Origin of the sequence: Pseudomonas sp. PA1(2017), assembly GCF_001945375.1 — a bacterium.
Taxonomy (GTDB): Bacteria; Pseudomonadota; Gammaproteobacteria; order Pseudomonadales; family Pseudomonadaceae; genus Aquipseudomonas.
This window is the reverse complement of the sequence record NZ_MSXU01000001.1, coordinates 770,606-787,798: the sequence shown is the minus strand read 5'-3', so window position 1 is coordinate 787,798 and position 17,193 is coordinate 770,606. Positions and strand designations below refer to the sequence as shown.

Genomic DNA, 17,193 nt, shown 5'->3' with positions numbered 1-17,193 from the left:
CTGCTTGTGGAAAAGCTCAAAGGCGCGCTGGTGGTTGGATCCCTGCGCTTGTTTGCCCTCCTGCCTTGGCGTGCCGTGCAGTCGCTGGGTGCGATGATCGGCTGGTTGATGTGGAAGCTGCCGAATGGCTCGCGCGAAGTCGTGCGCATCAACCTCGCCAAGTGTTTCCCTGAACTGACTGCCGCCGAGCACGACAAACTGGTCGGCCGCAGCCTCATGGATATCGGCCGTACCCTGACCGAGAGTGCCTGCGCCTGGGTCTGGCCGGCGCACAAATCCCTGGCGCGCGTGCGTGAGGTCGAGGGTCTGGAAGTGCTCGAGGCGGCGCTGGCCTCCGGCAAGGGCGTGGTCGGCATCACCAGCCACCTTGGCAACTGGGAAGTGCTCAACCACTTCTACTGCTCGCAGTGCAAACCGATCATTTTCTACCGCCCGCCCAAGCTCAAGGCAGTCGACGACCTGCTGCGCGAGCAGCGTGTGCAACTGGGCAACCGCGTGGCACCGTCGACCAAGGAAGGCATCCTCAGCGTCATCAAGGAAGTGCGCAAGGGCGGCGCGGTGGGCATTCCCGCCGACCCGGAGCCGAGCCTCTCGGCTGGCATCTTCGTGCCCTTCTGCGGCACCGTTGCGCTGACCAGCAAGTTCGTGCCGGGCATGCTCGCCGGGCACAAGGCAGTTGGCGTTTTCCTGCATGCGCTGCGCCTGGAAGACGGCTCGGGCTACAAGGTGATCCTCGAAGCCGCACCGGAAGGCATGTACAGCGATGATCCTTACACCGCCGTGGCGGCCATGAGCGGCGTGGTCGAGAAGTACGTGCGTGCCTACCCCAGCCAGTACATGTGGAGCATGAAGCGCTTCAAGAAACGCCCCGAGGGCGAAGAGCGCTGGTACTGAAACCGGCGGCGCCTCGCAACGTGGCGCCGCTTCGCTGGGCTTGTGGGGCGATTTGAGTTATTAACGGAGCACATCTTTCTCGAGGCTGCCAGGACATGTCCGCCAACCAGCGTCAGCATCCCCGTACACCGATGAAATGCCGCATCAAGATCTGCCATCCGAGCTTCGGCGAGCTGGTCGCCCAGACCCGCGACCTCTCCGACGGTGGTGTGTACGTCAAGCATGACGACCTGGCCGCCCTGGAGCCCGGAACCCGGGTAACCGGCCAGGTGCAGGATCTGCCCATCGAAGCGCCGATCCTGGAGATGGAAGTCATGCGCGTCACCCCTGACGGCGTGGGTCTGCGCTTCGTTCGCGATTGAGTTCGGCAGGCCGGCACCCTGCTCCGCCGGCCTGCTCCCTTCTGCCTACAGCTTGGCCTTGACCGCCGCTAGCCCGTCACCGCCATCGCGGGTTTTCACGCCTTCCAGCCAGCCATCGAGCACCTGCGGGTTGGCCTTGATCCAGTTTTTGATCGCCGTGGCATTGGCCACCTTGCGGTTGAGCACGTCGTCCATGATGGTGTTTTCCATCTCCTGAGTGAACTTCAGGTTGGTCAGCAGCTTGCCCACGTTCGGGCATTCGGCAACAAAGCCCTTGCGGGCCAGGGTGTTGACCGAACCGGTGCTGCCGAAGAATTTCTCGCCGCCCTTGAGGTACTGCATGTCGAACTGTACGTTCATGGGGTGCGGCGTCCAGCCCAGGAACACCACGAACTCATCGCGTTTCACCGCCCGGCCGACCTGCACCAGCATGGCCTGCTCGCTCGACTCCACCAGTTTCCAGTCGCCCAGGCCGAACTCGTTGCCCGCGATCATCTGGCGGATGTAGTCGTTGGCTGGCGAGCCCGAGCCAATGCCATAGATCTTCTTGCCGAACTTGTCGGCGAATTTGGCGAGGTCGTTGAAATCCTTCACGCCGGCTTCATGGGCGTAGGTTGGCACGGCCAGGGTGTATTCGGTGCCGCCCAGGTTCTCCACCACCTTGTCGATCTGCCCGCTGGCCACGTAGCGGTCGTAGTCGTGCTGGCCGGCCGGCATCCAGTTGCCGAGAAACACGTCGACCTGCCCTTTTTGCAGCCCGGCGAAGATGATCGGCACGGCCAGGGTACGGGTCTGCGCTTTGTAGCCCAGGCCATCGAGCAGTAGGCTGGCGATGCCGTTGGTGACCGCAATGTCGCTCCAGCCTGGGTCGGCCAGGCTGACGCTGGCGCATTTGGCGTCTTCGGCCTGGGCATACAGGCTGGCGCTCAGGGCCAGCAGGCTGGCGGTAATCACGGTCTTGAAGGGCTTCATCGGCATGATCCTTGTGCGTGAGGGAGCTGTAACCCTAGCAGACAACGGGGCGATTTTTGCGACTCGAAAAGTCGCTGGCGGCACATACCGTTCGTCGCTGAAAGCCAGAAAAAATGAACCTGACGCAGTTTTTAACTGTCCGTCCACGGGACGTGCGGAGCACTCTCTTAGTTCATTGTTTAGGTTGCAAGTGGCTGATTTCAGGAAGGGATTCGCGGCGGCTTGAGTCTTCTTCCCAAGGTCATCGAATTGAATAAACTGATCCTCTCTCTGATTTTAGGCAGCACCCTGTTATGTGCTGCAGCTGGAAACGCATCCGCCAGCTTCCGGGTTCACATGCAGGACGGCAGCAGCCGTGTCGTCGCACCCGCCAAGGTCGATCCGAACTCTTCCCAGGCCGTGGTCAACCGGGCGCTGACCGCGCTGGGCACGCCGTACCGCTGGGGCGGCACCAGCCTCGAACATGGTTTCGACTGCAGCGGCCTGGTCAACTATGCGTTCAAGAAGGTCGATGACCTCGATCTGCCCCGTACCTCCCGCGCGCTCTCCCGCGTGGATGGTCCCAAGGTGGCCAAGGGTGATCTCGAGCCAGGTGACCTGCTGTTCTTCCGTATCCGTGGGCGCGGTGTCGACCACGTGGCCATCTACCTGGGTAACGACCGCTTCATTCACGCGCCACGCCGCGGCACCAACGTGCGCATCGACAAGCTCAGCGACGGTTACTGGAAAAAGCACTTCCAGCTGGCTCGCCGGGTGATGCCGGAAGATACGCAGCTGGCCAGCAATGGCTGAGGGATCGGCGAAGCGACAGTGGCGTGGCGGAAGCGGACATTTGTAGGGTGGACGACGCTTCACCTACGCGGCCCGACCCGTCCACCGCCCGTGATCGCAAGGGTGGATGAAAGGAGCGTCGCTTACGCGCCCCGATCCACCTTACCGTCCGTTTCTGCCTTCAAGCATCACCAGCCAAAGGCTCGCCATCCGCCGGACGGGCTGTTCCGGCAAGGGTGCAGGCAGTACACTGCGCGCCGCTCGCCGCCATGTCGGCTGCGGCAATGGGTTCCCTAACCCCATTTCACGAAAAAGGACGTCCCATGACCCTGCTCCTCGCCTCGGTCAGCCGCGCCATATTGGCTGCGCTGATCGCGTTTCACATCCTGATCATCATCGCCAGTAATTACCTGGTGCAACTGCCGATCACCCTGTTCGGCTGGCACACCACCTGGGGCGCGTTCAGCTTTCCATTCATCTTCCTGGCTACCGACCTCACCGTGCGGCTGATCGGCAAGCACGCCGCGCGCGCGGTCATCGCCCGGGTGATGGTGCCGGCGTTGATCGCGTCCTACATCGTTTCCGTGCTTTTTCATGAGGGCGCGTTCGGCGGTCTGGCAGCGCTGGGCGAATTCAATCTGTTCGTGTTCCGCATCGCCCTGGCCAGCTTCCTTGCCTATGTGCTCGGCCAGCTGCTCGACATCCAGGTATTCGACCGCCTGCGCCAGCTCAAGCAATGGTGGGTCGCCCCGGCCGCGTCGAGCGTGTTCGGCCAGGCCATGGACACCCTGGCGTTCTTCTCCATCGCCTTCTGGCAGAGCAGTGACCCGTTCATGTCCGCCAACTGGGTGGAGATCGCCGTGGTCGACTACGTGATCAAGCTGGCGGTTAGCCTGGCGCTGTTCGTGCCGCTGTACGGCATGTTGCTTGGCGCCATCGTACGGCGGTTACCTCAGCGCACCGTAATGAACTGAAGCAGGCCTGAACGAAAACGCCGGATCCCCTCGCGGGAATCCGGCGTTTTCATGGTGCGATCGGCTGGCCTAGCGCGACGCCACCGCTATGGGCAATGCCTGCAGGCGCGACAGGTGCAGCGCCACCGCCAGGGAGATCAGCAACAACGAGCCGATGAACAGGCCCAGGCCGTCCCAGCCGCCAGCCTGCCAGAACACCCCGCCTAGGGTGCCGGCGACACTAGAGCCCAGGTAGTAGCAGAACAGGTACAGCGACGACGCCTGGCCCTTGGCCTGGGTGGCGCGCCGACCGATCCAGCTGCTCGACACCGAGTGGGCGCCGAAGAAGCCGAAGGTGAACAGCAGCATGCCGACCAGGATCACCGGCAACACGTCGAACAGGGTCAGCACCAGGCCGCCCAGCATCAGGCCGATCACCGCCCAGAGCACCTTGCGACGGCCCAGCTTGTCGGCCAGCGCGCCGATCTGCGCCGAGCTGTAGATACCCGACAGGTAAACGATCGACAGCAGGCCGATGCTGGTCTGGTCGAGCTTGAACGGCGCCTCGATCAGCCGGTAACCGATGTAGTTGAACAGGGTCACGAAGGCGCCCATCAGCAGGAAGCCCTGGAGGAACAGCCACGGCAGGCCGGCATCCCGAAATTGCAGGGTGTAACCCTGCAGCAGGCTGCGCGGGCGCAGCGAGCGGGGGCGGAAGTTGCGTGACTCGGGCAGCAGGCGCCAGAACGCGGCGCCGGCCAGAAGGCCTAGGCCACCCAGGGTGCCGAGCACTGCGTGCCAGGACATGAAGTCCACCAATACGCCGCTGAGCAGACGCCCGCTCATGCCTCCGATGGCGTTGCCGCCTATATACACGCCCATGGCCAGGCCCAGGTGCAGCGGATCGATTTCCTCGCTCAGGTAGCTCATGGCCACGGCGGCCAAGCCGCTGAGCGCCAGGCCGACCAAAGCGCGCATCACCAGCACGCCTTCCCAGGTCGGCATCAGTGCACTGCCCACGGTGAACAAGGCGGCGGCGAGCAGCGACACGACCATCACTGGCTTGCGGCCGAGCGCATCGGACAGCGGCCCGGTTATCAACAGACCCAGAGCGAGGGTGATGGTGGACACGGAAAGGATCAGGCTGCTTTGTGCGGCGCTCAGATCGAACTGCTGCGCCAGCATCGGCATCATCGGCTGTACGCAATAGAGCAGCGCGAAGGTGGCGAAACCGCCGCTGCACATGGCGAGAATGGTGCGCAGAAAGGCGCGGGTGCCCTTCTGGATATAAACGGGCTCCAGTGGAGCGCTGCGGGGAGCAGGGTCCTCATTTTGGGTGCTGACGCACTCGTCCGATGCGTGGGGAACAGGCTGACTCATTACGACCTCTTTAACACTCGATTCCCAGGCGAAGCGCCGCCGCATGCACAGGCGAATGCCGGCACGGGTGGTTGTTGTTATTGGGAATGGTCACAAGGATAAGTAGGCCAGCAAGTTCTTTCCAATATAATATTCGACACGATCGATACGTTTTCCGACCTATTGGAGCGAACATGGAACTGCGTCATCTGCGCTATTTCGTGGCGGTTGCCGAGGAGTTGCACTTTGGCCGGGCCGCCGACCTGCTGGGCATCTCCCAACCGCCGCTGAGCCAGCAGATCCAGGCGTTGGAGCAGGAACTCGGGGTTCGCCTGTTCGAGCGTAGCAACCGCCACGTGGCGCTCACCGATGCCGGGCGGCTATTTCTCGAGGAGACGCGGCAGACCCTGGCCCAGGTCAGCAAGTCGGTGGACGTGGTGCGCCGCGCCGAACAGGGCGAAATCGGCGAGCTGCAGATCGGCTTCACCGCCTCGGCGCCCTTCGTGTCGATCATTCCGCGGGCGGTGTTCGCCTTTCGCCAGGCGTTTCCGGCGGTGCACCTGGACCTGCAGGAGATGACCAGCAGCCAGGTCTGCCAGGCGCTGGTGGAAAAGAAGCTGCAGATCGGCATGATCCGCCCGCTGGAGCTGCCGGGCGAGCTGGATGCCGTGGAGTTGCTCCGCGAGCCGCTGGTGGCGCTGCTGCATGCCGGGCATCCGCTGGCGGGCGAACACAACGGCGGGCTGGCGCTGGCCGAACTGGCCGACCAGCCGTTCGTGTTCTTTCCACGTAGCTACGGCACCGGCCTGTATGCCCAGCTGTTCAGCCTGGCCCGCCAGGCCGGTTTCACGCCGCGCATCACCCAGGAGGCCCACGAGGCGCTGACCATCATCGGCCTGGTGGCCGCGGGGCTTGGGGTTTCGGTGTTGCCGGCGTCGTTTCGGCGTATTCGTATCGACGGGGTGGTGTTTCGCACCCTGACCGATACCGACGCCACCACCGCGGTGTGGCTGGTCAAACGTCGCCAGGAACGTTCGCCCCTGGCCCAGGCCTTCATCGATCTGCTGACCCGCGAGGTGCAGGCCCTAAAGTAGCCTTGGTGATCCGGACTACGGCTTATTGAGCGGCTTTATCCAGCTTACGCAGAAATACCGACATTTCCTTTTCCGCCTGCTTGTCACCCTTGGCCTGCGCCGCCTGCAGGCCGCTCTGCCAGGCGTTGCGGGCAGCGTCCGGGTTACCGGCAGATTGAAGGGCCTTGCCGAGCAGCTTCCACGCCGCCGAATACTGCGGGTCTTGTTCGACGCAGCGTTGCAGGTGTTCGGCAGCCTTGCTGGCATCGCCGGCATCCAGGTAACCCTTGCCCAGGCCGAAGCGCAGCAGTGAGTTATCCACACCCTTGGCCAGCATCTTTTCCAGTGCGTCGGTGGTCATGAAAGGCTCCCCTAGAAGAAGGTCAGGCCGACCTGGAACAGCCGTTCCACATCGCGGATGTGCTTCTTGTCCATCAGGAACAGGATCACGTGGTCGCCGGACTCGATCACCGTCACGTCGTGGGCGATCAGCACTTCTTCGTCGCGGATGATCGCGCCGATGGTGGTGCCCGGCGGCAACGAGATGTCCTTGATCGCCTTGCCGACCACCTTGCTCGAGCGCGCATCGCCGTGGGCGATGGCCTCGATGGCTTCGGCGGCGCCCCGGCGCAGCGAGTGCACGCTCTCGATGTCGCCGCGGCGCACGTGGGTCAGCAGGCTGCCGATGGTGGCCAGCTGCGGGCTGATGGCGATGTCGATCTCGCCGCCCTGGATCAGGTCGACGTAGGCCGGGTTGTTGATCAGCGTCATCACCTTGCGCGCGCCCAGGCGCTTGGCCAGCAGCGACGACATGATGTTGGCTTCGTCGTCGTTGGTCAGGGCCAGGAAGATGTCGGCGTCCTTGATGTTCTCTTCCACCAGCAGGTCGCGGTCCGACGAGCTGCCCTGCAGCACGATGGTGCTTTCCAGGTTCTCGGAGAGGTAGCGGCAGCGCGCCGGATTCATCTCGATGATCTTCACCTGGTAGCGGCTTTCGATGGCTTCGGCCAGACGCTCGCCGATATGCCCGCCGCCAGCGATCACCACCCGCTTGTATTCGTTCTCGACCCGGCGCATTTCGCTCATCACCGCGCGGATGTCCGCCTTGGCGGCGATGAAGAATACTTCGTCGTCGGCTTCGATCACCGTATCGCCCTGGGGCATGATCGCCCGGTCGCGGCGGAAGATCGCCGCCACCCGGGTATCGACCTTGGGCATGTGCTGGCGGATCTGCTTGAGCTGCTGGCCGACCAGCGGGCCGCCGTAATAGGCCTTGACGCCGACCAGCTGGGCCTTGCCCTCGGCGAAGTCGATCACCTGCAGGGCGCCGGGGTATTCGATCAGGCGCTTGATGTAGTTGGTCACCACCTGCTCGGGGCTGATCAGCACGTCGACCGGAATGGCTTCGTTGTCGAACAGCGCCTCGCGGGTCAGATAGGCTGCCTCGCGTACCCGAGCGATGCGCGTCGGGGTATGGAACAGGGTGTAGGCCACCTGGCAGGCGATCATGTTGACTTCGTCGCTGTTGGTCACCGCCACCAGCATGTCGGCATCGTCGGCGCCGGCCTGGCGCAGTACGGTCGGAAACGAACCCTTGCCCTGCACGGTGCGGATGTCGAGGCGGTCGCCGAGGGCGCGCAGACGATCACCGTCGGTGTCCACCACGGTGATGTCGTTGGCCTCGCTGGCCAGGTGCTCGGCCAGGGTGCCGCCGACCTGGCCGGCGCCGAGGATGATGATCTTCATCGGGTTGCTCCAGCGGCTGCGATCTTGATCAACTTGGCATAGTAGAAACCATCATGGCCGTCCTGCTGGGCGAGCAACTGGCGGCCATGGGGCTGCTTGAGGCCGAACGGGCCGGCGATGTCCAGTTCGCGGGCGCCGGGCGTGCGCGCCAGGAAGGCGTCGATGACCTCGGTGTTTTCCGTCGGCAGCGTCGAGCAGGTGGCGTACAGCAGGATGCCGCCGACCTCCAGTGTCGGCCACATGGCGTCGAGCAGTTCGCCCTGCAGCGTGGCCAGCGCCGGAATGTCATCGGCCTTGCGGGTCAGCTTGATGTCCGGGTGGCGGCGGATCACGCCGGTGGCCGAGCAGGGCGCATCGAGCAGAATGCGCTGGAATGGCTTGCCGTCCCACCAGGCGGCGGTGTCGCGGCCATCGGCGGCGATCAGGGTGGCCTCGAGCCCCAGACGATCGAGGTTTTCGCGTACCCGCGCCAGGCGCTTGGCCTCCAGGTCCACGGCGACCACTTCGCTCAGCGCCGGCTCGGCTTCCAGCAAATGGCAGGTCTTGCCGCCGGGCGCTGCGCAGGCATCCAGCACGCGCTGGCCGGGCGCCAGTTGCAGCAGGTCGGCGGCCAGTTGCGCGGCTTCGTCCTGCACGCTCACGTGGCCCTCGGCGAAACCCGGCAGCAGGGTGACGTCGCAGGCTTGCAAGAGGCGGATGCCGTCGCGGCTGAACTCACAGGGTTCGGCCTCGAAACCGACCTGACGCAGCCGCGCCAGATAGTCATCGCGGCTGCCGTGGCGGCGGTTGACCCGCAGGATCAACGGCGGATGGGCGTTGTTGGCGGCGCAGATGGCCTGCCAATGCTCGGGCCAGAAGGCCTTGAGCTGCTTCTGCAACCAGCGTGGATGGGCGGTGTGCAGCACCGGGTCGCGATCCAGTTCCTGGATCAGGCTGTCGCCCTCACGCTGGGCGTTGCGCAGTACGGCGTTGAGTAGGCCCTTGGCCGAGGTCTTCTTCAGCTTGTCGACGCAGCCGACCGTCTCGCCAATTGCCGCGTGGGCGGGGATGCGCGTGTAGAACAGCTGGTAGAGGCCGACCAGCAGCAGGGCTTCGAGGTCGCGGTCGCCATCCTTGAAAGGCTTACGCAACAGCTTGGCGGCGATCAGTTCGAGGCGTGGCTGCCAGCGTGCGGCGCCAAAGGCCAGATCCTGGGCGAGGCCGCGGTCGCGGGCTTCGACCTTGTCGAGCAGCGGCGGCAGGCTGGTGCCCAGCGACGCCTTGCCGTCGAGCACCGCGGCCAGGGCGCGGGCCGCGGCCAGCCTGGGGCTCATGCCAGCACCGTGCCGACGGCGAACTGCTCGCGGCGGCTGTTGTACAGATCGCTGAAGTTCAGCGCCTTGCCGCCGGGCAATTGCAGGCGGGTGAGCAGCAGGGCGCCGCTGCCGCAGGCGACGGTCAGGCCGTCCTTGCTGGCGGCGAGAATTTCCCCGGGCTGGCCCTGGCCTTCGCCGATACGCCCGGCCAGCACCTTGAGCGGCGCCTCGTTGAGCGTGCTGTGGCAGATTGGCCAGGGATTGAAGGCGCGGATCAATCGTTCCAGCTCATCGGCCGGGCGGCTCCAGTCGATGCGCGCCTCATCCTTGTTGAGCTTGTGGGCGTAGTTGGCCTGGGCGTCGTCCTGCGCTTCACCCATCAGGGTGCCGCTGGCGAGACCCGCGATGGCCTCGATCACCGCCGGCGGGCCTAGTTCGGCCAGGCGATCGTGCAGGCTGCCGCCGGTGTCTTCGGCGGTGATCGGCGTGCGCACCTTGAGCAGCATCGGCCCGGTGTCCAGGCCGGCTTCCATCTGCATCACGGTCACGCCGCTTTCGGCATCGCCAGCCTGTACGGCACGCTGGATGGGCGCCGCACCGCGCCAGCGCGGCAGCAGCGAGGCATGGCTGTTGATGCAGCCGAAACGCGGGATATCCAGCACCGCCTGGGGCAGGATCAGGCCGTAGGCGACCACCACCAGCAAGTCCGGCTGCAGCGCCGCCAGTTCGGCCTGAGCGGCGGCATCCTTGAGGCTAGGCGGCTGCAATACGGGAATGAAGTTTTCCACAGCGAGCTGTTTGACCGGGCTGGGCATCAGCTTCTGGCCACGGCCGGCTGGGCGATCCGGCTGGGTGTACACGGCGACGATCTGGTGGTCGGTGCCGAGCAGCGCCTTGAGGTGGGCGGCGGCGAATTCCGGGGTGCCGGCGAATACGATACGCAGAGCTTCGGTCATGGGGTCTCGCTTTGACTGGGTGCTGGAAAAACAAAAGGCTTGCCGCGGCAAGCCTTTGTTGAAGGCCCGATCAGGCCTGCTGGCGGTGCTGCTTTTCCAGCTTCTTCTTGATGCGGTCGCGCTTGAGCGTGGACAGGTAGTCGACGAACAGCTTGCCGTTGAGGTGGTCGCACTCGTGCTGGATGCACACGGCGAGTAGGCCCTCGGCGATCATCTCGAACGGCTTGCCGTCGCGATCCAGGGCGTTGATCTTCACCTTCTGCGGGCGATCCACGTTTTCGTAGAAACCGGGCACCGACAGGCAGCCTTCCTGATACTGGTCCATCTCCTCGGTCAGCGACTCGAAGGTGGGGTTGATGAAGACCAGCGGCTCGCTCTTGTCTTCGGACAGATCCATCACTACCACGCGCTTGTGCACATTCACCTGGGTGGCGGCGAGGCCGATTCCGGGGGCGTCGTACATGGTTTCGAACATGTCGTCGATCAGTTGACGCAGGGCGTCGTCGACCACATCCACCGGCTTGGCGATGGTGCGCAGGCGCGGATCAGGAAATTCGAGAATGTTTAAAATCGCCATAATGCGTTTGTGATGCACTTGTGGAATAAATTCAAAATCCGCTGCTAAGATGACGCAAGCATTCAAAAAACGGCGTCAAGCCGCGGATTTACTGGGCTCTGTCGCAGCGCTAGGGCGCTTCACGCGAAGGCACATCATAAAGGGATTCACCGCATGAGGAAATCACTACTCGCCCTGCTGCTGGTCGGCGCGAGCAGCCTGGCGCAGACCGGGATGGCCGAGGTGCAGCTCAAGGAAGGCCACCCCGACCGCTATACGGTCGTGAAGGGCGATACCCTGTGGGATATCTCTGGCAAGTTTCTGCGTCAGCCCTGGAAGTGGCCAGAGATCTGGCACGCCAACCCGCAGGTCCAGAACCCGCACCTGATCTACCCCGGCGATGTGCTCAGCCTGGTCTACATCGACGGTCAGCCCCGCCTGATGCTGGGTCGCGGTGAATCGCGCGGCACCATCAAGCTGTCGCCGAAGGTGCGTAGCACGCCGATGGCCGAGGCCATCCCCACCATCCCGCTGGAGGCGATCAACAGCTTCCTGCTCAAGAACCGCATCGTCGACTCCCCGGAACAGTTCCAGGGCGCTCCGTACATCGTCGCCGGCAATGCCGAGCGTGTGGTCAGCGGCGCTGGCGACCGCGTCTATGCCCGCGGCAGCTTCGACCCGGCCGCGCCGGTGTACGGCATCTTCCGCCAGGGCAAGACCTACACCGACCCGGAAACCAAGGAGTTTCTGGGCATCAACGCCGATGATATCGGCGGTGGCGAAATCGTCGCCGAGGAAGAGGGCGTAGGTACCCTCAACCTGACCCGCACCACCCAGGAAGTGCGCAACGGCGACCGCCTGTTCCCCACCGAGGAACGCGCGATCAATTCGACCTTCATGCCCAGCGAGCCGAAAACCGAGATCAAGGGCCTGATCCTCGACGTGCCGCGCGGTGTGAGCCAGATCGGCCAGTTCGACGTGGTCACCCTGAACAAGGGCATCCGCGACGGCCTGGAAATCGGCAACGTACTGGCCGTCTACAAGACTGGCGAAACGGTACGCGACCGGGTCACCGGTGAGTCGGTGAAGATCCCGGACGAGCGCGCTGGCCTGTTGATGGTGTTCCGCACCTACGAGAAGCTCAGCTACGGCATGATCCTCAATGCCTCCAGGCAACTGGCGGTGATGGACAAGGTACGTAACCCGTAACACCTGCAAGCCCCGCCGATGCGGGGCTTGTGCTATTCGATAGGGCTTTCGATCACGGATCGATCCGCCATGTCGACCTGCCATTCCCCCGCCGAACTCGAAGCCCGCCTGCGCCTGCATTGTCTACCGGAACTGGGGCCCAGGCGCTTCCAAAAATTGCTCAGCGCCTTCGACAGTGCGTCGGCCGCCCTCAGTGCCCCGGCCAGCGCCTGGCGTTCGCTCGGCCTGCCGCTGGCCTGCAGCGAAGCGCGGCGCAGCCCCGAGATTCGTGAGCGGGCACGCTTGGCCCTCGAGTGGTTGCAGGCGCCCAGCCAGCACCTGGTGATGTGGGACGAGCCGGGTTATCCGGCCCTGCTGGCGGAACTTGCCGATGCGCCACCACTGCTTTTCGTGGCCGGCGATGCGAGCCTCCTGGAGCGGCCGCAATTGGCCATGGTCGGCAGCCGCCGGGCCTCGCGGCCAGGACTGGACACCGCCCACAGTTTCGCGCGGAGCCTGGCGCGTGGTGGTTTCGTGGTCACCAGCGGGCTGGCGTTGGGCATCGATGGTGCAGCCCACCAGGGCGCCCTGGATGCCGAAGGGCATACCGTGGCGGTGCTCGGCACCGGATTGCAGTGCCTGTACCCGGCGCGCCACAAGCGCCTGGCCCGCGACATCGTCGAGCGCGGTGGGGCACTGGTGTCGGAGTTGCCGCTGGACAGTCCGCCCCAGGCTGCCAATTTCCCTCGCCGTAACAGAATCATTTCGGGCCTGTCGCTGGGCGTTCTGGTGGTCGAAGCCAGCCCGTCGAGCGGCTCGCTGATCACCGCACGCCTGGCCGCCGAGCAGGGCCGAGAGGTGTACGCGATTCCCGGCTCCATTCACCACCCCGGTGCCAAGGGCTGCCACCAGCTGATCCGCGACGGCGCCACGCTGGTGGAAAGCATCGAGCATATTCTCGAAGCCCTGCGCGGTTGGCACCAGATGCCCGCGGTCGAGCAGGCCAGTGCCGCGTCGCCAACGGCCACCCATCCTCTGCTGGCGTTGTTGTACGCCGCGCCCCATAGCAGCGAAGCCCTGGCCCATGCCGCGGGCTGGCCGCTGCCCGAGGTGCTGGCGGCACTGACCGAGCTGGAGCTCGACGGCCTGGTCGCCTGCGAAGCCGGGCTTTGGGTGGGCCGCAAGCCGTAATACACTGCGCCGAGTGTTTTTCGGCGGAGATATGCATGGTCACCAGTTGGCAGGTTCAGCAGGCAGCGCGCGTGGTGCGCGCCGGTGGTGTGATCGCCTACCCGACCGAGGCGGTCTGGGGGCTGGGGTGCGACCCATGGGACGAGATGGCCGTGGACCGGCTGCTGGCCCTGAAAGAGCGGCCCGTGCACAAGGGGCTGATTCTGGTGGCCGATACCATTCGCCAGTTCGACTTCCTGCTCGAAGACCTGCCCGAGGCCTGGCAGGATCGGCTGGCCAGCACCTGGCCCGGCCCGAATACCTGGCTGGTGCCGCACCAGAATCGCCTGCCGCAGTGGATCACCGGTCAGCACGATACCGTGGCCCTGAGGGTCAGTGATCATCCGCGGGTGCGTGAGCTCTGTGCGCTGACCGGGCCGCTGGTATCGACCTCGGCCAATCCCGCCGGCCGCCCGGCGGCGCGCTCGCGGTTGCGGGTCGAGCAGTATTTCCCGAGGCAACTGGATGCGGTGCTGGGTGGCGCCCTGGGCGGGCGGCGCAATCCCAGCGTGATTCGAGATTTGGTGACTGGTGACGTGCGCCGGCCTGCCTGATGCTTGAAGGCAAGAGCAGCCGCTCTCTAGGTAGGGTGGATGACGCTCTTTTCATCCACCATTGCGATCGCAGATCAGTGGACGGGTCGGGCCGCGTAGGTGAAGCGTCGTCTACGCGACCCGGTCCACCCTACAAAAGGCTGCTTCCGCCACTTTCCGGCCGATAGAGGTAAACCTCTACAAAACGAAAGCAACCGTAGGGTGGATCACGCTTCACCGATCCACCACTGCGCCCGTCCATCCCCAACAAAAGCTCGCCACCTTTCGCGGTAGAGAAAACGCAAAGGCAGCGAATAGCGCCCCGACTTACGGCAACAGAATCGTCGAGCCCGTGGTCTTGCGCTCGCTGAGCAGCGTCTGGGCGGTGGCGGCTTCGCTAAGCGGGTAGCGCCCGGCGATTTCCACGTCGAGTTTGCCCTTGGCGATCATGCCGAACAGTTCGTCGGCCATCTTCTGCAGGCGCTCCGGGGTGTCGGCGTAGCTGGCCAGGGTCGGGCGGGTGACGTACAGCGAGCCCTTTTGCGAGAGGATGCCCAGATTGACGCCGGTGACCGCGCCCGAGGCGTTGCCGAAGCTGACCAACAGGCCACGTGGCGCCACGCAGTCGAGCGAGGTTTCCCAGGTGTCCTTGCCGACGCCGTCGTAGACCACCGGGCATTTCTTGCCGTCGGTGAGTTCCAGCACGCGCTGGGCGACGTTCTCATGGCTGTAGTCGATGGTCGCCCAGGCGCCTTTTTGCTTGGCGTACTCGGCCTTTTTCGCCGAACTCACGGTGCCGATCAGCTTGACGCCCAGGGCCTTGGCCCACTGGCAGGCGAAGGAGCCGACACCACCGGCGGCGGCATGGAACAGGATGATGTCGCCGCTCTTCAGGTCGGCGGTCTGGCGCAGCAGGTACTGAACGGTCAGGCCCTTGAGCATCACCGCCGCGGCCTGCTCGAAACTGATGGCGTCAGGCAGCTTGACCAGTTTCTCTGCCGGCAGCACGTGCAGCTCGCTATAGCCGCCCAGCGGGCCGGTGGCGTAGGCGACGCGGTCACCGACTTGCAGGCCTTTGACTTCTGAGCCGATGGCGTCGACGAAACCGGCGCCTTCGGTGCCCAGGCTGGAGGGCAGCGAGGGCGGCGCGTACAGGCCGCTGCGGAAATAGGTGTCGATGAAGTTGAGGCCGATGGCCTGGTTATGCACACGCACCTCGTGCGGGCCGGGAGCGGCGGGTTGGTAGTCGACGTATTCGAGTACCTCGGGGCCACCGTGGCGGCTGAACTGGATGCGTTTGGCCATCGTCTTGCTCCTGTTTGAAGAGTGAGTGCAATAGACCCCGAGTTCCCCACGGGGTTGAAGCGATTTTGCTCAGCGGCTGAACGTCGCACCTCTCGTTGACCGGCGTCAACTGCGGAGCGCGGATACCGGGTGCTATGCTAGCCGCCGATTTCGCCGCAACCAGGGTAAGCCCGTGAGTGACCAGACCGAGGCCGTGAAGGCCTACCTGCTCGACCTGCAAGACCGTATCTGCGCCGCCCTGCAAAACGAGGATGGCCAGGCCAGCTTCGTCGAAGACGCCTGGCAGCGTCCGGGTGGCGGTGGCGGGCGTACGCGGGTGATCGGTGACGGTGCGGTGATCGAAAAGGGCGGCGTCAACTTCTCCCACGTGTTCGGCGAAAACCTGCCGCCGTCGGCCAGCGCCCATCGCCCAGAGCTGGCCGGTCGTGGCTTCCAGGCCCTCGGCGTGTCGCTGGTCATCCACCCGCACAACCCGCACGTGCCCACGTCCCACGCCAACGTGCGCTTCTTCAGCGCCGAGAAGGAAGGCGAGGAGCCGGTGTGGTGGTTCGGTGGCGGCTTCGACCTGACGCCTTACTACGGCAGCGAGGAGGACTGCGTGCACTGGCACCGCGTCGCCGAGCAGGCCTGTGCGCCTTTCGGTGCCGACGTCTACCCGCGCTACAAGGCCTGGTGCGACCGTTACTTTCACCTCAAGCACCGCGGCGAGCCACGGGGCATCGGCGGGTTGTTCTTCGACGACCTCAACGAATGGGGTTTCGACACCTGCTTCGCCTTCATCCGCGCCATCGGCGACGCCTACATCGACGCTTACCTGCCCATCGTGCAACGCCGCAAGGCCACGCCTTACACGCCGGCGCAACGCGAATTCCAGGAGTATCGCCGTGGCCGCTACGTGGAATTCAACCTGGTGTTCGACCGCGGCACGTTGTTCGGCCTGCAGTCGGGCGGGCGCACCGAGTCGATCCTCATGTCGCTGCCGCCGCAGGTGCGTTGGGGCTATGACTGGAAGCCGGAACCGGGCAGCGAGGAAGCGCGCCTGACCGAGTACTTCCTGACCGACCGCGACTGGCTCGGCCTGCAGCAGGCTTGAAGCGCGCCGCCAAAAGCTGCAGGCTTGCCGCTTTTGGCTTTTACCGGCGGAAACTTCAATGGATCGCTACGGTGTATTCGGCAACCCCATCGGCCACAGCAAGTCGCCGCTGATCCACCGGCTGTTCGCCGAACAGACTGGTCAGCAGCTCAGCTACGAGGCGCTGCTGGCGCCGCTGGAGGATTTCGAGGGCTATGCCCGCGCTTTCTTCGTTCAGGGCCTGGGCGGCAACGTCACGGTGCCGTTCAAGGAGCAGGCATTCGCCTTGGCCGACAGCCTGACCGAGCGCGCCCGCCGCGCCGGTGCGGTGAATACCCTGAAGAAGCTCGACGACGGCAGCCTGCTCGGTGACAACACCGACGGCGCTGGCCTGGTGCGCGACCTGACCGTGAACGCCGGCATTGAGCTGCGCGGCAAGCGTATCCTGCTGCTCGGCGCCGGTGGCGCGGTGCGCGGCATTCTCGAACCCTTCCTGGCGCAGCAGCCGCAAACCCTGGTTATCGCCAACCGCACGGTGGAAAAGGCCGAGCAACTGGCCCGCCAGTTCGCCGATCTCGGCCCGGTGGTGGCCAGCGGCTTCGATTGGATCGACGCGCCGGTGGACCTGATCGTCAACGGCACCTCGGCCAGCCTGGCCGGCGAGTTGCCGCCGATCTCCGCCAGCCTGATCCAGCCCGGCCATACCTGTTGCTACGACATGATGTACGGCGCCGGCCCCACGGCGTTCAATCGCTGGGCCGCGGAGCAGGGCGCCGCGCGTACCCTGGATGGCCTCGGCATGCTGGTCGAGCAGGCCGTGGAGGCCTTCCACCTGTGGCGCGGCGTGCGCCCGGACAGCGCCCCGGTGCTCGCCGAGTTGCGCCGGCAACTGACGGCCGGCTGACCCCGACCGCGCGGCTGTGCCGAA

18 protein-coding genes are annotated in these 17,193 nt (G+C 64.9%); 10 read left to right on the top strand and 8 right to left on the bottom strand.

The window, feature by feature from the left end; genetic code table 11:
• The first annotated feature begins 6 nt into the window (after positions 1–6).
• Together BVH01_RS03605 and BVH01_RS03600 are read left to right on the top strand one after the other, a co-directional pair.
• Positions 7–894, top strand: coding sequence for a lysophospholipid acyltransferase (locus BVH01_RS03605; RefSeq protein ID WP_075928991.1), 888 nt, complete (start codon positions 7–9; stop codon positions 892–894).
• A gap of 95 nt (positions 895–989) precedes the next feature.
• A complete protein-coding gene (locus tag BVH01_RS03600) occupies positions 990–1,256 on the top strand; it encodes a PilZ domain-containing protein (protein ID WP_075928990.1) in 267 nt (88 codons plus the stop codon).
• 45 nt (positions 1,257–1,301) lie between these two features.
• Here BVH01_RS03600 and choX read toward each other — a convergent pair whose 3' ends face one another.
• Complete coding sequence (gene choX, locus BVH01_RS03595) at positions 1,302–2,228, bottom strand: choline ABC transporter substrate-binding protein (RefSeq protein WP_075928989.1); 927 nt, start codon at positions 2,226–2,228, stop codon at positions 1,302–1,304.
• 288 nt (positions 2,229–2,516) lie between these two features.
• Between choX and BVH01_RS03590 the strand changes: the two genes are divergently transcribed.
• Positions 2,517–3,020, top strand: coding sequence for a C40 family peptidase (locus tag BVH01_RS03590; RefSeq protein WP_371915582.1), 504 nt, complete (start codon positions 2,517–2,519; stop codon positions 3,018–3,020).
• A gap of 302 nt (positions 3,021–3,322) precedes the next feature.
• Entirely contained in the window at positions 3,323–3,973 is a 651-nt protein-coding gene (locus BVH01_RS03585) for a 7-cyano-7-deazaguanine/7-aminomethyl-7-deazaguanine transporter (RefSeq protein ID WP_075928987.1), read from the top strand.
• Between the two features lie 69 nt (positions 3,974–4,042).
• Here the strand turns inward: BVH01_RS03585 and BVH01_RS03580 are convergent, their stop codons facing one another.
• Positions 4,043–5,332: an MFS transporter gene (locus tag BVH01_RS03580; RefSeq protein ID WP_075928986.1), complete on the bottom strand. Its 1,290-nt coding sequence runs from the start codon at positions 5,330–5,332 to the stop codon at positions 4,043–4,045.
• A gap of 173 nt (positions 5,333–5,505) precedes the next feature.
• On the opposite strand from BVH01_RS03580, the gene BVH01_RS03575 reads away from it, so the two are divergent.
• Positions 5,506–6,405 (top strand): LysR family transcriptional regulator, encoded by a 900-nt coding sequence (locus BVH01_RS03575; RefSeq protein ID WP_075928985.1) that lies wholly within the window; start codon positions 5,506–5,508, stop codon positions 6,403–6,405.
• Positions 6,406–6,427: 22 nt separating this feature from the next.
• On the opposite strand, the gene BVH01_RS03570 is transcribed toward BVH01_RS03575, so the two are convergent.
• The 5 genes from BVH01_RS03570 to def all read right to left on the bottom strand — a co-directional run bounded on the left by BVH01_RS03570 (position 6,428) and on the right by def (position 10,958).
• Positions 6,428–6,745: a lipopolysaccharide assembly protein LapB gene (locus BVH01_RS03570; RefSeq protein WP_075928984.1), complete on the bottom strand. Its 318-nt coding sequence runs from the start codon at positions 6,743–6,745 to the stop codon at positions 6,428–6,430.
• Between the two features lie 11 nt (positions 6,746–6,756).
• Positions 6,757–8,130 carry a Trk system potassium transporter TrkA gene (gene trkA / locus BVH01_RS03565; protein ID WP_013789171.1) on the bottom strand — a complete coding sequence of 458 codons (1,374 nt, stop codon included), beginning with the start codon at positions 8,128–8,130 and terminating at the stop codon, positions 6,757–6,759.
• Positions 8,127–9,443 carry a 16S rRNA (cytosine(967)-C(5))-methyltransferase RsmB gene (gene rsmB, locus BVH01_RS03560; protein ID WP_075928983.1) on the bottom strand — a complete coding sequence of 439 codons (1,317 nt, stop codon included), beginning with the start codon at positions 9,441–9,443 and terminating at the stop codon, positions 8,127–8,129. Before rsmB ends, trkA begins: the two co-directional genes overlap by 4 nt.
• Complete coding sequence (gene fmt, locus BVH01_RS03555) at positions 9,440–10,381, bottom strand: methionyl-tRNA formyltransferase (RefSeq protein WP_075928982.1); 942 nt, start codon at positions 10,379–10,381, stop codon at positions 9,440–9,442. Before fmt ends, rsmB begins: the two co-directional genes overlap by 4 nt.
• Positions 10,382–10,451: 70 nt before the next feature.
• Positions 10,452–10,958 (bottom strand): peptide deformylase, encoded by a 507-nt coding sequence (def, locus tag BVH01_RS03550; RefSeq protein ID WP_027904102.1) that lies wholly within the window; start codon positions 10,956–10,958, stop codon positions 10,452–10,454.
• Positions 10,959–11,111: 153 nt separating this feature from the next.
• Here def and BVH01_RS03545 point away from each other — a divergent pair, with 153 nt between their 5' ends.
• The 3 genes from BVH01_RS03545 (at position 11,112) to BVH01_RS03535 (ending at position 13,909) form a co-directional block, all read left to right on the top strand.
• Positions 11,112–12,146, top strand: coding sequence for a LysM peptidoglycan-binding domain-containing protein (locus BVH01_RS03545; protein ID WP_075928981.1), 1,035 nt, complete (start codon positions 11,112–11,114; stop codon positions 12,144–12,146).
• 69 nt (positions 12,147–12,215) lie between these two features.
• Positions 12,216–13,316 carry a DNA-processing protein DprA gene (dprA, locus tag BVH01_RS03540; RefSeq protein ID WP_075928980.1) on the top strand — a complete coding sequence of 367 codons (1,101 nt, stop codon included), beginning with the start codon at positions 12,216–12,218 and terminating at the stop codon, positions 13,314–13,316.
• Positions 13,317–13,351: 35 nt separating this feature from the next.
• Positions 13,352–13,909: an L-threonylcarbamoyladenylate synthase gene (locus BVH01_RS03535; protein WP_075928979.1), complete on the top strand. Its 558-nt coding sequence runs from the start codon at positions 13,352–13,354 to the stop codon at positions 13,907–13,909.
• Between the two features lie 306 nt (positions 13,910–14,215).
• Here BVH01_RS03535 and BVH01_RS03530 read toward each other — a convergent pair whose 3' ends face one another.
• The gene (locus BVH01_RS03530; RefSeq protein ID WP_075928978.1) at positions 14,216–15,193 is read right to left on the bottom strand and encodes an NADPH:quinone reductase; all 978 of its coding nucleotides are present in this window, start codon (positions 15,191–15,193) and stop codon (positions 14,216–14,218) included.
• A gap of 172 nt (positions 15,194–15,365) precedes the next feature.
• Between BVH01_RS03530 and hemF the strand changes: the two genes are divergently transcribed.
• Both hemF and aroE read left to right on the top strand, forming a co-directional pair.
• Positions 15,366–16,286 carry an oxygen-dependent coproporphyrinogen oxidase gene (gene hemF, locus BVH01_RS03525; protein WP_013789179.1) on the top strand — a complete coding sequence of 307 codons (921 nt, stop codon included), beginning with the start codon at positions 15,366–15,368 and terminating at the stop codon, positions 16,284–16,286.
• A gap of 58 nt (positions 16,287–16,344) precedes the next feature.
• Positions 16,345–17,169, top strand: a complete 825-nt coding sequence (gene aroE / locus BVH01_RS03520) for a shikimate dehydrogenase (protein ID WP_075928977.1) — start codon at positions 16,345–16,347, stop codon at positions 17,167–17,169.
• The last annotated feature ends 24 nt before the right edge of the window (positions 17,170–17,193 follow it).